We start from the raw sequence: 14,893 nt of genomic DNA, 5'->3' as shown, positions 1-14,893 counted from the left end.
ATACCTGGGTGGCAACAACAGCCGCACAGACTGGAGTCGCAGATAACACCTATCAATACAGAGCTGTCGTGACTGATGTTAATGGCAACAGCAGTATAACTAATGCGGTAGGCGTTACTATAGATACTATCACTACGGTTACTGCGCGCTTTGCTTTAGATTCAGATAATGGCAATCCAGATCCGACGACTGTCATTGTGAGTGGCACAGCAGAGGTAGGATCTACTGTTACTTTAACCACAACTACAGGTGTAGCAATTTTAGATAATCTGGGCAATCCTGTTAGTACGATAGTAGGTTCAACCGGCACCTATACATTTAATGTTCCGACAGCTTCCGTAGCGGATAACCAGCTGCTTAGCGTGAATTCTACAGATATTGCCGGAAACGTTGCTACAGACCCAGTAAGAATAGATTTGACACCACCAAATGCCATAGATGATGTCGTAAACCTGGACATTGTAAGTCAGATCACTACAGTCTATCCCGAAGTGACCGATACAGATGTTCAGGTATTGGGTTTATTAGAGTCGGATAATGGCACTGACAATGGTGTGACTGTAATTGTAGGACCTGATCAATTTGGTGTACTCAATATTGAAATAAGCCAAACTGCACTCGCCGCAGTTGCAGATGCCTTCCGGTTAGATGTTGTTGATGCAAATGGTAATGTTGTCTATTCTGCAGTAACACAAAACTCGCTATTAGGTGATGTTCTTGGTTTAAATGTCTTAGGTGTAACAGGAGATAATACTTTAACTGCTACAGTCAGAGGCTTGCAACCAGGTACATATCGTGTTGTGGTTCGTAATGACGAGAGTACATTAACTGACTTGCTAGATTCAGATAATAGTGGTGGAGTATCTTTACAAGAGCTTGGAAATTCAGGCGTCATTTTAGGGCCTGAAAATCAGACGCTGGTACTCAATACAGTTTCTAATGCATTAGGTCCAGTTTTAGGGCCAACAGTTACTACGCTGTTATCTCCTGTTTTAACTACATTGAATGGTTTGCCAGTTGATGAGATTATTAATCCATTAGTCACTATTTTGAATAATGTTGGTGCTACCGGATTACTCAATACAGTCTTGAGTTCACTAGCAGATGCTCTTTTAAGTAATACACTTACACTATTGCAAGCTACTGATATTACGACCCAGCTTACCGAAACCGATTTTGCTAATGAAGCCTTAACAGGTGGTAATGTGATTACAGGTGCGGGTAGCAGTAACGGCGGTACAGATGATGCACAGGGAGGTGTAATTAATCAGGTACAAATTGCTGATGGACCTATCGTAGTCATTCCATCAAATGGAAGCAATATTACAGTCGAAGGACTATATGGTGTACTTACCATTAATTCGTCAGGAGCCTATACTTATACAGCTTATGGAGATCCAGCGTCTATAGGCGGTTCTGAAGTATTTACTTATACATTATCTGATGGAAATACAGTAGATACAGCAAAACTTACTATTAACATTGCAGATACTTCTACAACAGCCCCTAGAGTTACTTTAGTTAATGATACGGGTAACAGTAATACTGACCTGATCACCCAAGATGGTCGCATCGCGGTGACCGCAGATCCGGATGTGAACACAGTAGTGGTAAGGTATACATCTGCTTCCGGTACTGGAGTGAACGTCAATGCCGTGTATGACACCGCAACTGGCAGGTGGATTGCTACGCCTCCAGCTGGTTTTGCAGATGGTACTTATAATGTGACGGCTACCGTAACAGACACTACCAATCATGCGAATACCTCTTCTTTAGGTAATATTACTGTAGATACTACACCGCCAGTAGTTACAATCGTAGGTGCAGGCGATAATGTAGGTAATATTCAAGGCAATATTTATTCTGGTGCGATTACTGATGATAATACGCCAACAATCTTTGGCAGGGCAGCGCCGAACAGTACCATTACGCTTATTCAGGACGGTGTAACAATAACTACGCCAATTACTGTAGATGCTAGTGGTAACTGGAGTTATACGCCTGCCACAGCGCTGTCTTCATCTGCGACCGGTGTAAATCATACTTGGCAGGCTAGAGTAACAGATACGGCAGGTAATATTACAACTGCTAACTTTAACTTGAATATTATTGGCCAGGTTGCACCTGTTGCAGCTGTTAACAGTAATGCTCTACTGGGCGTTGTAGGCGCAGATGTAGCAGGTCTGATTGATTTAAATCAGCAACTATTTGCAGCGGCAGATGCAAATGGCGATTTAAGAAGAGTAGAAATTACATTAAATTCTGCAGTATCACTGGGTGGAGAGAATTTTAGCTTCTCAACAGGGTTACGTAATCTGTTTGGTTATAATGTTACTACTCAAAGTAGCACTGTGTTAGGACGTCCAGCTCGTATTACAATTGAAGCTGCACAAGGGCAGGTACTTGATAATCAGGAAATTAATGAATTCTTGGCATCAGTCAAATTATCGGGTGGTTTGCTGGGAGGCATCTTAAATCTGAATTTACTGAATAATTTGAATGTGGTTGCTACAGATAGCCAAGGCTCATCTACCTCATATAGCCGAGGTGAGATCGCAAGTGTAGATCTGTTGGGCGGTCTACTTTCAGGAAGCGCTTCACCGATTGTTGAGGGTAATGCTAATGCCAATATCTTGGGTAATAGCAATAGTACTGTATCTCAGCGCCTCTATGGTTATGATGGAAATGATACGTTAAATGGCGGTTCAGGAAATGATATCCTGCGAGGTGGTAATGGTGATGATACTTTAAATGCAGGGGCAGGTAATGATTATATTAATGGTGGCTCAGGCGCTGATACTGTAGTGTTTGATTTACTGGTTGCCGCTAATGCAAGAGGCGGTAATGGTACTGATACCTGGACAGACTTCCATGTAGGTAATATTCGTACCGATAACCAGGCTGACCGGATTGATGTGTCAGATCTGCTAGGAGGCGAGGTTAATGCTAATAATCTGGGACAATATATCCAGCTAAACTATAATTCAACGTCATCAACTGTAACCTTGTCCATCGACCGGGATGGAACCGGAACTACTTTTATTGCCACTCCATTATTACAGCTGACCAATCAGCCAAGTGCCATTACATTGGATGAACTGTTACAGAATGGCCAAATTATTTTCTAAATATATAAGGTAACAAAAAAGGACCTTCGGGTCCTTTTTTGTCTTTAGTTAAAATTTTTTTAAACTTAAGTGATAGTCTATTTAGAATTTTGAGTTTTCTTATACTTTATAAAGTTATAAATTTTAAGGAGGATATTATTTCTTCTGCACATGAATTATATGGACAGATTTTAGAAGTTATTAGTCTGATTCCTTGTGGTAAAGTTGCAACTTATGGGCAGGTTGCGCGTCTTGCCGGGTTGCCAAAACATGCACGATTAGTCGGCTATATACTCAAAAATCTGCCTATAGGAACTGATATTCCATGGCATCGTGTAATTAATAGCCAAGGTGGAATTAGCCTAAGTAAATTAAATACACAAGGTCAAAATATACAGTCTGTTTTATTAATTGAAGAGGGCCTAACAGTCATAAATGGAAAGATAAACTTAAAAAAATTTCAGTGGCTACCCTGAATTTCCAAATCAACTTAAGATCCCCAATTCTCTCTGTCTGGAAATTAGCAAGATAAAAATTAATATACAGTCTCTATCAGATGCGGATTAAAATTCATTTAAAAATGCTATTAAAGATGAAACGTTATCTGACTGTAGTCGCCCGCGTATTTTTAATAACTGCTTTTCGTCCATATCATAAAGCTTAAGGGAAAGCAGCTTCTGGATGTCTTCTTGAGAAAAACGGTATTTAATAATTCGTGCAGGTACACCACCGACAACTGCATAAGGTGGAACATCTTTAGTTACTACAGCACCTGTTGCTATTACTGCGCCTTCTCCCAATTTTACACCTTGCATAATCATGGCACGGCTACCAATCCAGCAACCGTCACTAATAATTGTATCTCCTGCTGGCACAAAACTACGGGTATCAAAGGGAAACACTGAAATCCATTCTGTACGGTGTAGCTGATTACCCCCCATCATAATGACACTTTCAGCACCAAAGCAGACAAAATTACCAATATAAAGCTGATCAATCGGTTTATCTGGGGTAGCAGGTTTATCATGAAGATAACGCACTACACAACGTTCAAACCCTTGATCCCAATAGGCTGAGTAATAACTATAATTGCCTTTAATATGAATATTCGGATTCTTTACTGTCTTCGAGATGAATTCGAACTCACACCAGTGTTTAACCGGAGAGTTGATCAGCTGATCCATAAGAAAAATTAAATACTGAAGAGCAGCAGATTATATCTGAAAAATTTTAAAATTTGAGATGAGCGAAAATAATATTGTCAATAAAAAGCCCCTGATGAAAGGGGCTTCATGTGTATCGTGTTTGACTAAATATATTCAACACTCACAATTTCATATTCTACTTCACCTTGAGGCGTAACAATTTTTGCTTCATCACCTTCGCTTTTGCCTAAAAGTCCGCGTGCAATAGGTGAGTTCACAGAAATTTTATTAATTTTAAAGTCAGCTTCATCATCACCAACGATTTTATAAGTTTTCTGTTCTTCAGTATCAAGATTTTCAATAGTTACTGTTACACCGAAAACTACACGGCCATTCTGCTCAAGATCTTTAATATCGATAACCTGAGCTGCACCCAGTTTACCTTCAATGTCCTGAATACGACCTTCACAGAAACCTTGCTGTTCACGTGCAGCGTGATATTCTGCATTTTCTTTCAAGTCGCCATGTTCACGTGCTTCTGCAATCGCTGCTGTAATACGTGGACGTTCTACAGTTTTAAGCTGGTGTAATTCTTTCTCTAAGGCAGTTTTGCCTTCAGGGGTCATAGGATAACGTTGCATGTTGTCCCTCAAAAGTCAGTGGAAGGATGTAAAATATATAAATAAAAAAAAGCCCGCCACCAAGAAGGTAGCGGGACTTCTTGGAAGCGAATTAACCTTTAGTTAGGTCTTGCAAACGATATACATCCATTGGCAATTTAATTGCTAGAGCTTGGCATACAGCGTCCGCACCATTCAATGTAGTTGTATTATACACTTTACCTTGAAGTGCTGAACGACGGATCGAGAATGAGTCTTCTTGTGCCTTTTTGCCTTCAGTCGTATTAATGACAAGGTGGATTTCACCGTTTTTGATACGGTCCACAATGTTAGGACGACCTTCAGTCACTTTATTCACGCGTTCACATTCAAGACCAGCTTCGCTAATCACTTTAAATGTACCATCAGTCGCAAGAATCTTGAAGCCTAGGTCAATTAATTGTTTCGCAATACCGACAGCACGCGGTTTATCTGAGTCCCGTACAGAGATGAATGCATGTTTCACTTCGCCTTCAGTTGGAAGACCAGGTAAACGTTCATTTGCACCTAGCACTGCTTTATAGAATGCTTCACCAAAAGTTTTACCCACACCCATCACTTCACCTGTCGATTTCATCTCAGGGCCAAGGATCGGGTCAACACCAGGGAATTTGTTGAATGGGAACACGGCTTCTTTTACAGAGAAGTGCTCAGGGATAATCTCAGCCGTGAAGCCTTGTGACTCAAGAGATTGACCTGCCATACAACGTGCAGCGACTTTCGCTAAAGATTCGCCGATACACTTAGAAACGAAAGGCACTGTACGTGATGCACGTGGGTTCACTTCCAGGATGTAAACATCGTCGCCTTTCACCGCAAACTGTACGTTCATTAAACCGATTACGCCAAGCTCTTTCGCCATCGCGATGGTTTGACGGCGCATTTCGTCCTGAACTTCTTTAGATAAAGAGTACGGAGGAATAGAACATGCTGAGTCACCTGAGTGAATTCCCGCTTGTTCAATATGCTGCATGATCCCGCCGATCACAACGTCTTTACCGTCAGACACGCAGTCAACGTCAACTTCAATTGCGTCATCCAGGAAGCGGTCAAGCAGAACTGGCGCTTCGTTAGATGCCTGAACCGCATCACGTAAGTAGCGTTTGAGTTCTTCGTCGTTGTATACGATTTCCATCGCACGGCCACCAAGAACGTAAGAAGGACGTACCACAAGCGGGTAGCCGACTTTCGCTGCTTCAGCCATACCTTCTTCAGCAGATTTTACGATACTGTTGTTTGGTTGACGTAGTTGCAGACGTTGAATCATTTGCTGGAAACGTTCACGGTCTTCTGCACGGTCAATCGCGTCAGGTGATGTGCCGATAATTGGCGCACCCGCTTCTTCTAAAGCACGAGCCAATTTAAGCGGCGTTTGACCACCGTATTGTACGATGATGCCTTTAGGCTTCTCTGTACGAACGATTTCAAGTACATCTTCCAAGGTAATCGGTTCGAAGTACAAACGGTCTGATGTGTCATAATCCGTAGAAACAGTCTCAGGGTTGCAGTTCACCATGATGGTTTCATAGCCATCTTCACGCATTGCAAGCGCCGCGTGTACACAGCAGTAATCGAACTCGATCCCTTGACCAATACGGTTAGGTCCACCGCCGATCACCATAATCTTGTCACGGTTCGATGGGTTAGACTCACACTCTTCATCGTAAGTTGAGTACATGTATGCTGTATCCGATTCGAATTCAGCTGCACAGGTATCCACACGTTTGTAAACAGGGGTTACGCCCAGGTTCCAACGGTGTTTACGGAATTGTTTTTGTGAAATACCCATCAAGTTCGCAATGCGCAGGTCCGATAAACCCTTACGTTTGAATGAACGGATGTTGTCCGCGTTCAAGTCACCGAAACCTAAAGTTTTGATCTGGTTTTCAGTGTTGATGATGTCTTCGATCTGGACCAGGAACCAGCGGTCGATATTGGTCGCTGCAAATACTTCGTCTAAAGTGAAACCATGACGGAATGCATCCGCTACATACCAGATACGCTCTGGACCTGGAACTTTAAGTTCCTGAAGAATCTTCTCGCGTGCACCTTCAGTACCCACTTCGATTTTTTCATCAAAACCAGAAGCGCCCACTTCTAATCCACGAAGTGCTTTATTCACAGATTCCTGGAAGTTACGGCCAATGGCCATGACTTCACCGACAGATTTCATCTGAGTTGTTAAAGTCGCGTCAGCTTGCGGGAATTTTTCGAAGTTGAAACGTGGAACTTTGGTGACGACATAGTCAATTGCTGGTTCGAAAGATGCTGGAGTTGTACCACCAGTAATATCATTTTTCAGTTCATCAAGGGTATAGCCAACTGCCAGTTTCGCTGCGATTTTTGCAATCGGGAAACCTGTTGCTTTCGATGCAAGCGCAGAGGAACGTGATACACGCGGGTTCATCTCGATGATCACCATACGACCATCTTTTGGATTGATACCAAACTGAACGTTAGAACCACCTGTTTCAACACCAATTTCACGAAGAACTGCTAAAGATGCATTACGCATCAATTGGTATTCTTTATCAGTCAATGTTTGTGCAGGTGCAACCGTGATCGAGTCACCGGTGTGTACACCCATTGGATCAAAGTTTTCGATCGCACATACGATGATACAGTTGTCGTTTTTGTCACGAACAACTTCCATCTCATACTCTTTCCAGCCAATTAAAGACTCATCGATCAATAACTGTTTAGTCGGAGAAAGGTCAAAACCGCGTTCACAGATTTCAAGGAATTCTTCGCGGTTATAAGCGATACCGCCACCAGAACCACCCATGGTGAATGATGGGCGGATAATCACTGGGAAACCGAAACGAGCTTGAATTTCAAGCGCTTCTTCCATTGACTCTGCAATCGCAGCTTTTGGACACTCAAGACCAATCTTACGCATTGCTTGGTCGAACAGTTTACGGTCTTCTGCTTTTTCGATCGCTTCTTTGGTCGCCCCAATCAATTCAACATTATATTTCTCTAATACACCATTTGCGTCAAGTGCAAGCGCACAGTTCAACGCAGTTTGACCACCCATGGTTGGAAGGACCGCATCCGGACGCTCTTTCTCAATGATCGCGGCAACAGTCTGCCAAGTGATTGGCTCGATGTAAGTAGCATCTGCCATTGCAGGGTCGGTCATAATGGTTGCCGGGTTAGAGTTCACCAAAATAACACGGTAGCCTTCTTCACGCAGCGCTTTACATGCTTGTGCACCTGAATAGTCAAACTCGCATGCCTGACCAATTACAATAGGGCCAGCACCAATAATTAAGATGCTTTTAATATCCGTACGTTTAGGCATTATTTCGCTCCTTAATTACTTCTTAGATGCTTCGATAAGTTCAATGAAATGATCAAACAGCGGTGCGCAATCATGCGGACCAGGACTCGCTTCAGGATGTCCTTGGAAACTGAAAGCCGGTTTATCAGTACGATGAATACCTTGGTTTGTACCATCAAACAGCGAACGGTGAGTTACACGTAACACTTCAGGTAAGGTACTTTCATCTACCGCAAAACCGTGGTTCTGCGAAGTGATCATCACTGTACCATCTTCAATATTCTGTACAGGATGGTTGGCGCCATGGTGACCATGACCCATCTTGAGGGTAGCTGCTCCACTTGCAAGAGCCAGAATTTGATGCCCTAAACAGATACCGAAGACCGGTAGTGTAGTTGTTTCGACAATAGTTTTTACAGCTTTAATTGCATAACCGCATGCAGCCGGGTCACCTGGTCCATTGGACAGGAAAACGCCATCAGGATTAAGTGCCAGTACTTTTTCAACAGGGGTCTGAGCAGGTACAACGGTCAATTTACAGCCGCGATCTGCAAGCATACGCAAGATGTTGGTTTTGACACCATAGTCATATGCTACTACATGATATTTTAATTCAGGCTGGGTAAAGCCTTGACCTAATGCCCATGAGCCTTCGGTCCATTCAAAACCTTCTGGATCACAGCACTCTTTTGCCAGGTCTAGACCTTCAAGACCGCCAAAAGCCCGCGCTTTTTCTAATGCTTCTTCAGCAGTAATATTTTCACCTGCAAGAATACAGCCATTCTGCGCGCCCTTATCCCGCAAGATACGGGTCAGTTTGCGGGTATCAATATCTGCAATCGCAACAACATTATTCTGCTCAAGATATTCACCAAGAGACATATCTGCACGGAAGTTGCTATGTAATAAAGGCAGGTCGCGAATAATCAGGCCATTGGCCCAGACTTTCTGAATACGGCCGGACTCGGCATCTTCAGCATTACAGCCAGTATTGCCAATATGAGGATAAGTTAATGTCACAAGCTGTTGTGCATAACTTGGGTCAGTCAAAATTTCTTGATAGCCAGTCATGGCGGTGTTAAAAACGACTTCACCAGTCGTACAACCCGATGCACCGATAGACTTACCTTTAAAGATAGTTCCGTCTGCAAGGGCTAAAATGGCGGGGATGCTCAAACCAAAGCTCCTGAATTTTAGGCTGTAAAAAAGCGAGTAGACATAAAAAAAGGGTGGCTGTCTAAAAAAAACACGCCCTCCTTTTGGTCTGCTCGCTTGTAACTTAACAGCGTATTGTACGCATGAAGAGTCTAAAAGTCCACGCTAATTATAATGTTTATATCAGATAGGGAGCTTGTAACTTCAAATAAACACAAGCGCAAGCCTTCCATGAGAAAAGAATGAGAGAGCAAGCAAGATTTTTAATAATTGTCAGACAATAAATAGATCATTTTTTATTCAATAAATTAAGATGATTTTATAATTTTCATCAAAGCAGGGAATATTATTATGACTAATTCTTCTCAGAAAGCTAAAAAAGCAGCTCAGCCATTGGCTAAAGAACAAAAGAATGAAGTAATTGAGACTACACCAGTTGTCAACACAGCATCAGAAGCGTTAACACAGCAGGAGCCTGCGCGTGAATCCAACCAGGCGTTATGGGCGCGTTTAGAGTCATTAAAAAGTCAACTAACCTTTTCGGGCCAAGAAATTTCTGAATTAAAAAATCTGGTTAAAAGTGAATTTACTCATCTGGTGGATGAGCTTGCCAAATTAAGCCAAGATTTGAAAGCAGACATCAGCCAGATTTCATTAAAACATAAAGAAAACCTTACCGAGACATTTAAACGCTCTAAAGCAAATGCTGTTGAAGTGTGGAATAAGGTTCAGCGTCATAATTAAGTTGAATAAATAATAAAAAAGTGAGTATAAACTCACTTTTTTAAATTATTACTGGAAGTTTCAAAACTGATGTAGCCAGTCACGCTTATTATGAAAATCTGGTTGCGGGCTACTATGCTGCATAGCGAAATAATGTACTTCTTGTGAAGTCTTAAGTACTGCCGACAAGCCAAGATATAAATCTGACCACTTCAATTCATGGTCTGCCATAAACCGTCCCAGATCCAGACTCACATTTAAACCATAATGTGTCCGCTTGAGCTGATTTAACTCAATATCATAAGCTGGTTTTGGAGGAATATCTTCCGGATAGCGATACTCTTCGAACTGGTAGGCTTGCCAAGCTTCAGAAGGGGAAAGGTTAATTTCCCGATAAAAATCTTGATCTTTTACACCAATGAAAATTTCATAACAGGTATTTTCCCATAGATAGTCACGGCGTGGATTTGATGCGACTTTATCTGGCCAAAGGATTAGCTGGTTTGGGTCACTAATCCAGAAACCGATATTTAAAGAAGCCTGATCTTGCTGTTCAACTGCACCTACCAAGGAAATAGCAGAAAACCTTTTAAAAGGATTAAGTTCGTAACTAGCCATAAGAGAAAATGATCAGCTTGAAAGATGCGCGTGACGAACCAGATTCGACAAATGCTGATTCTGTTTGGCTGCCTTTTTATAAAGCAGAACAATTTTACCAATTTTCTGTACTGCTTGAGCACCAGTAGCTTCTATTAACGCATCAATAACCTGTCCACGTGCTTCACGATCTTCGCCAGCAATCTTCACTTTAATTAGTTCATGATCGTTTAATGCGCGGTTGGTTTCTTCAATCACGCCTTCGGTCAGGCCTTGCCCCCCGATCATTACTACTGGATTAAGAGCATGTCCAATTTGACGTAAACGCTTGCGTTCTTGAATAGAGAGAGCCGCCATGAAATATAACCTAAATTTAAAAACGCCCCAGTATAGCAAAAACCGAATTCAAACACTCTAAAACTCTTAAATTATCGATGAAGCTTATTAAAAATATCCGTTGGGGAGGGCGCTTTAGATACAGATGTATACTGCAAGCTGCACATTTTTCACGTACAATAAAAAAATAGAAGTTATTTCAATATTTAGTAGTTATGGCAACACGCATTACCAACCAGAAGTTATCTAAAAGTAGTCGTGCGTGGATGAGAGAGCATCTGGACGACCCTTTTGTAAAAAAGGCGCAAAAGGAAGGCTATCGTGCACGCGCTGCCTATAAACTTCTTGAGATCCAGGAAAAATATAAGCTCATCAAACCGGGTATGACTGTAGTTGATCTGGGAGCGGCTCCAGGGAGCTGGTCGCAGATAGCGGGTAAACTGGTAGGGGATAAAGGACTGGTAATTGCGTCCGATATTCTTCCGATGGATGCTTTGGCAGATGTCACTTTCTTGCAGGGTGACTTCCGTGAAGAAGAAGTATTCGAAAAATTGTTAAATATTTTAAATGGACGTCAGGTAGACGTTGTAATTTCGGATATGGCCCCCAATACATCTGGTAATAGGGCGGTTGATCAGCCCCGCCAGATATATTTGTGTGAACTTGCTTTAGATTTTGCACAAAAGGTACTCGGACCCAACGGACAGTTTGTGGTAAAAGTATTCCAAGGGGCTGGCTTTGATGAGTTTCGCAAGCAAGTGGTTGATAGTTTTGATGTGTTAAAAACTGTTAAACCCGCCGCGTCACGAGCCCGTTCGAAAGAAGTGTTTTTAATTGGACAAGGCCGTAAAAAAGCGTTGCAATAAACTTTACTTGCCAACCCGTCAAAAATTGTGCATTTTGTACTTTTTTAGACATTGCATGCTGTTTTACAGTTTTTTGTTAGGGTCACCCCAGAAATTTTGGGCATGATCAAATTAGATTGATATGGGAATAAAGCTTTGAGCGATCTCTTCAAGAATGCCGTATTGTGGCTAATAATACTGGGTGTTCTGATCTTGATTTTCAGTAACATCAGTGACCGCAACAAGCCGACTGCGATGAATTATTCCGAATTCGTGGCAGCGGTTAATGCCGGTCAAATTAAGCAAGTCACAATTGATGGCGAGCGTATTAATGGCGAAAAAGTCAACGGTTCAGAGTTTGAAAGCATTCGTCCTGCGGTTCAAGACCCTGAGCTTATGCCGAGCCTTATCAAAAATAATGTTGTCGTTGAGGGTACAGCACCGCAACGTCAAGGTTTATTGATGCAATTACTCATTGCAAGCTTTCCTGTACTTCTAATCATCTTGTTATTCATGTTCTTTATGCGAAATATGGGTGGCGGTGCAGGTGGCAAGAACGGGCCAATGAGCTTTGGTAAGTCCAAAGCAAAAATGTTATCTGAAGACCAGATCAAAGTAACCTTTGCCGATGTGGCGGGCTGTGATGAGGCCAAACAGGAAGTGGTTGAAATTGTCGATTTCTTGAAAGATCCGGCAAAATTTAAGCGTCTAGGCGCAACCATTCCTAAAGGTGTTTTAATGGTAGGCCCGCCGGGTACAGGTAAAACCTTGCTCGCCAAAGCTATTGCCGGTGAAGCAAAAGTACCGTTTTTTAGCATCTCCGGTTCTGACTTTGTTGAAATGTTTGTTGGTGTTGGTGCCTCGCGTGTACGTGACATGTTTGAGCAGGCTAAACGTCATGCACCTTGTATTATTTTCATTGACGAGATTGATGCAGTGGGTCGTCATCGTGGTTCAGGTACAGGTGGCGGACATGATGAACGTGAGCAGACTCTTAACCAAATGCTGGTTGAAATGGATGGTTTTGAAGGAAATGAAGGTATTATCGTAATTGCAGCTACTAACCGTGCTGATGTACTCGATAAAGCCTTGCTTCGTCCAGGTCGTTTTGACCGCCAAGTAATGGTGGGTCTACCAGACATTAAGGGTCGTGAACAGATTCTGAATGTTCATTTAAGAAAACTGCCTTCAACTACCGGTGTAGATGTTAAAGTGTTGGCGCGTGGTACACCTGGCTTTTCGGGTGCCCAACTGGCAAACCTGGTCAATGAGGCAGCTCTTTTTGCGGCACGTCGCAACAAGAACACAGTCGACATGCATGACTTCGAGGATGCAAAAGATAAACTGTATATGGGGCCAGAGCGTAAATCGATGGTTCTTCGTGAAGAAGAGCGTCGTGCTACTGCTTACCATGAGGCAGGACATGCAATCGTTGCTGAGATGCTGCCCGGTACTGATCCGGTCCATAAGGTAACAATTATGCCGCGTGGTTGGGCTTTAGGCGTAACCTGGCAGTTACCAGAGTTTGATCAGACCAGCCATTACAAGGACAAAATGCTGAACGAGATATCTATTTTGTTCGGTGGCCGGATTGCAGAAGAGATCTTTATTCATCAGCAGTCAACGGGTGCATCTAACGACTTTGAACGTGCAACAAAAATGGCACGCGCGATGGTCACCAAATACGGTATGTCTGACAAACTGGGTGTAATGGTCTATGAAGATGATTCACAGCAGTCATTTATGGGCAGTATGAATAGTCGCACTATTTCTGAAGCTACCCAGCAACAAGTCGATCAGGAAGTGCGCCGTATTCTGGATGAGCAATATAAAGTTGCTTGGGATATTCTTGAAGGTAATCAGGATATTGCACATAAAATGGTTAAAGCTCTGATGGAATGGGAAACTATTGATCGTGAGCAGATCCGTGACATTATGGAAGGTCGTGATCCTCAGCCACCTAAAGTTTATGTTGCAGATAATCCGGTTGCAGATCTGGAGCCACCTAAAAATGGTCCGTCTACACCGCCTCCATTGCCAGCAATGAACTAAATACAGTTATTTAGAAAAGAGCCACTTCAAGTGGCTCTTTTTTATTATGTAAAAACAGAAGCATGAAAATAACTTAACACTCAGCCTGAATTTAACTTGTTAAAATGTATCAATCATAAGATCAGGAGAGACCAATGCGGCTAATGCCATTACCTAAACAGACTTTACAATGCAAAGATGTAAGTCTGGATTTAGCTCGCCCGCATATTATGGGGATTTTAAATGTTACTCCTGACTCCTTTAGTGATGGCGGAAAATATAACCATAAAGAGCAAGCTCTCCAGTATGCTTTACAGATGATAAAAGACGGGGCAACTATTATTGATATTGGAGGGGAATCTACCCGGCCAGGCGCTACTCCAGTATCGGTTAAAGAAGAGCTTCAACGTGTACTTCCTGTAGTGGAAGCTTTGGCGCAACATGATGTAATTATATCTGTTGATACCAGTGAGCCTGAGGTAATCCGCCAAGCAGTGAAGAAGGGAGCTCATATCTGGAATGATGTGCGGGCATTGAGTCGCCCAGATGCACTTGCAGTGGCGGCAGAGCTGGATATACCTGTAGTCATCATGCATATGCGTGGTGAGCCTACCACAATGAACCAGCTGGCCAATTACGAAGATGTAGTTGAAGAAGTGCTTCGTGAGTTGACTGTACGAGTTGAGGCAGCCATTGCAGCAGGAGTGCGGGCAGATAATATCATTATTGATCCAGGCTTTGGCTTTGCCAAGAATGCTAGCCATAACCTGAAACTGTTGCAGGATTTCTGGCGGCTTAATGAATTAGGTTATCCGGTTCTATCTGCACTGTCGCGTAAGCGCTTCATTGGTGAGGCCTTGGAGGGCGCAGAGGTAGAAGATCGTATAATTGGCAGTGTCACAGCGCATCTTTTGAGTATACAGCAGGGGGCATCTATCGTAAGGGTACATGATGTGAAGGCTACCAGTGATGCGATTAAAATCTGGTGTGCTACACTGTCTGCCTGATGGTT

At 42.7% G+C, this 14,893-nt stretch carries 12 protein-coding genes; 6 read left to right on the top strand and 6 right to left on the bottom strand.

Annotated elements, in window-relative coordinates; translation table 11 throughout:
- Positions 1 to 3,128: Ig-like domain-containing protein (locus N518_RS16590; RefSeq protein WP_034594374.1), on the top strand; the 3,128-nt coding region annotated here is incomplete at its 5' end.
- Positions 3,129 to 3,217: 89 nt separating this feature from the next.
- Positions 3,218 to 3,583 carry an MGMT family protein gene (locus N518_RS0116040; RefSeq protein ID WP_005404291.1) on the top strand — a complete coding sequence of 122 codons (366 nt, stop codon included), beginning with the start codon at positions 3,218 to 3,220 and terminating at the stop codon, positions 3,581 to 3,583.
- 87 nt (positions 3,584 to 3,670) lie between these two features.
- On the opposite strand, the gene N518_RS0116035 is transcribed toward N518_RS0116040, so the two are convergent.
- The 4 genes from N518_RS0116035 to carA all read right to left on the bottom strand — a co-directional run bounded on the left by N518_RS0116035 (position 3,671) and on the right by carA (position 9,370).
- Positions 3,671 to 4,291, bottom strand: a complete 621-nt coding sequence (locus N518_RS0116035; protein ID WP_005406123.1) for a CatB-related O-acetyltransferase — start codon at positions 4,289 to 4,291, stop codon at positions 3,671 to 3,673.
- Between the two features lie 125 nt (positions 4,292 to 4,416).
- The gene (gene greA / locus N518_RS0116030) at positions 4,417 to 4,893 is read right to left on the bottom strand and encodes a transcription elongation factor GreA (RefSeq protein ID WP_005015697.1); all 477 of its coding nucleotides are present in this window, start codon (positions 4,891 to 4,893) and stop codon (positions 4,417 to 4,419) included.
- 91 nt (positions 4,894 to 4,984) lie between these two features.
- Positions 4,985 to 8,215 (bottom strand): carbamoyl-phosphate synthase large subunit, encoded by a 3,231-nt coding sequence (carB, locus tag N518_RS0116020; RefSeq protein WP_005015696.1) that lies wholly within the window; start codon positions 8,213 to 8,215, stop codon positions 4,985 to 4,987.
- 15 nt (positions 8,216 to 8,230) lie between these two features.
- Positions 8,231 to 9,370: a glutamine-hydrolyzing carbamoyl-phosphate synthase small subunit gene (carA, locus tag N518_RS0116015; RefSeq protein ID WP_005025041.1), complete on the bottom strand. Its 1,140-nt coding sequence runs from the start codon at positions 9,368 to 9,370 to the stop codon at positions 8,231 to 8,233.
- Positions 9,371 to 9,700: 330 nt separating this feature from the next.
- Between carA and N518_RS0116010 the strand changes: the two genes are divergently transcribed.
- Positions 9,701 to 10,093: a hypothetical protein gene (locus N518_RS0116010; RefSeq protein ID WP_005015692.1), complete on the top strand. Its 393-nt coding sequence runs from the start codon at positions 9,701 to 9,703 to the stop codon at positions 10,091 to 10,093.
- 60 nt (positions 10,094 to 10,153) lie between these two features.
- Here the strand turns inward: N518_RS0116010 and N518_RS0116005 are convergent, their stop codons facing one another.
- Complete coding sequence (locus N518_RS0116005; protein WP_005025044.1) at positions 10,154 to 10,690, bottom strand: DOMON-like domain-containing protein; 537 nt, start codon at positions 10,688 to 10,690, stop codon at positions 10,154 to 10,156.
- Between the two features lie 12 nt (positions 10,691 to 10,702).
- Complete coding sequence (gene yhbY, locus N518_RS0116000) at positions 10,703 to 11,026, bottom strand: ribosome assembly RNA-binding protein YhbY (RefSeq protein ID WP_005015688.1); 324 nt, start codon at positions 11,024 to 11,026, stop codon at positions 10,703 to 10,705.
- A gap of 194 nt (positions 11,027 to 11,220) precedes the next feature.
- On the opposite strand from yhbY, the gene rlmE reads away from it, so the two are divergent.
- The 3 genes from rlmE (at position 11,221) to folP (ending at position 14,888) form a co-directional block, all read left to right on the top strand.
- On the top strand, positions 11,221 to 11,871 hold the full coding sequence (gene rlmE / locus N518_RS0115995) for a 23S rRNA (uridine(2552)-2'-O)-methyltransferase RlmE (RefSeq protein ID WP_005015686.1): 651 nt from the start codon (positions 11,221 to 11,223) through the stop codon (positions 11,869 to 11,871).
- A gap of 135 nt (positions 11,872 to 12,006) precedes the next feature.
- Positions 12,007 to 13,902, top strand: a complete 1,896-nt coding sequence (gene ftsH, locus N518_RS0115990; protein WP_005015684.1) for an ATP-dependent zinc metalloprotease FtsH — start codon at positions 12,007 to 12,009, stop codon at positions 13,900 to 13,902.
- 134 nt (positions 13,903 to 14,036) lie between these two features.
- On the top strand, positions 14,037 to 14,888 hold the full coding sequence (folP, locus tag N518_RS0115985) for a dihydropteroate synthase (protein ID WP_005025046.1): 852 nt from the start codon (positions 14,037 to 14,039) through the stop codon (positions 14,886 to 14,888).
- The last annotated feature ends 5 nt before the right edge of the window (positions 14,889 to 14,893 follow it).

Origin of the sequence: Acinetobacter sp. UNC436CL71CviS28 (genome assembly GCF_000620525.1) — a bacterium.
Classification (GTDB): domain Bacteria; phylum Pseudomonadota; class Gammaproteobacteria; order Pseudomonadales; family Moraxellaceae; genus Acinetobacter; species Acinetobacter radioresistens.
Note: the sequence above shows the minus strand (reverse complement) of the source record. Positions and strands in the feature narration are given on the sequence as shown.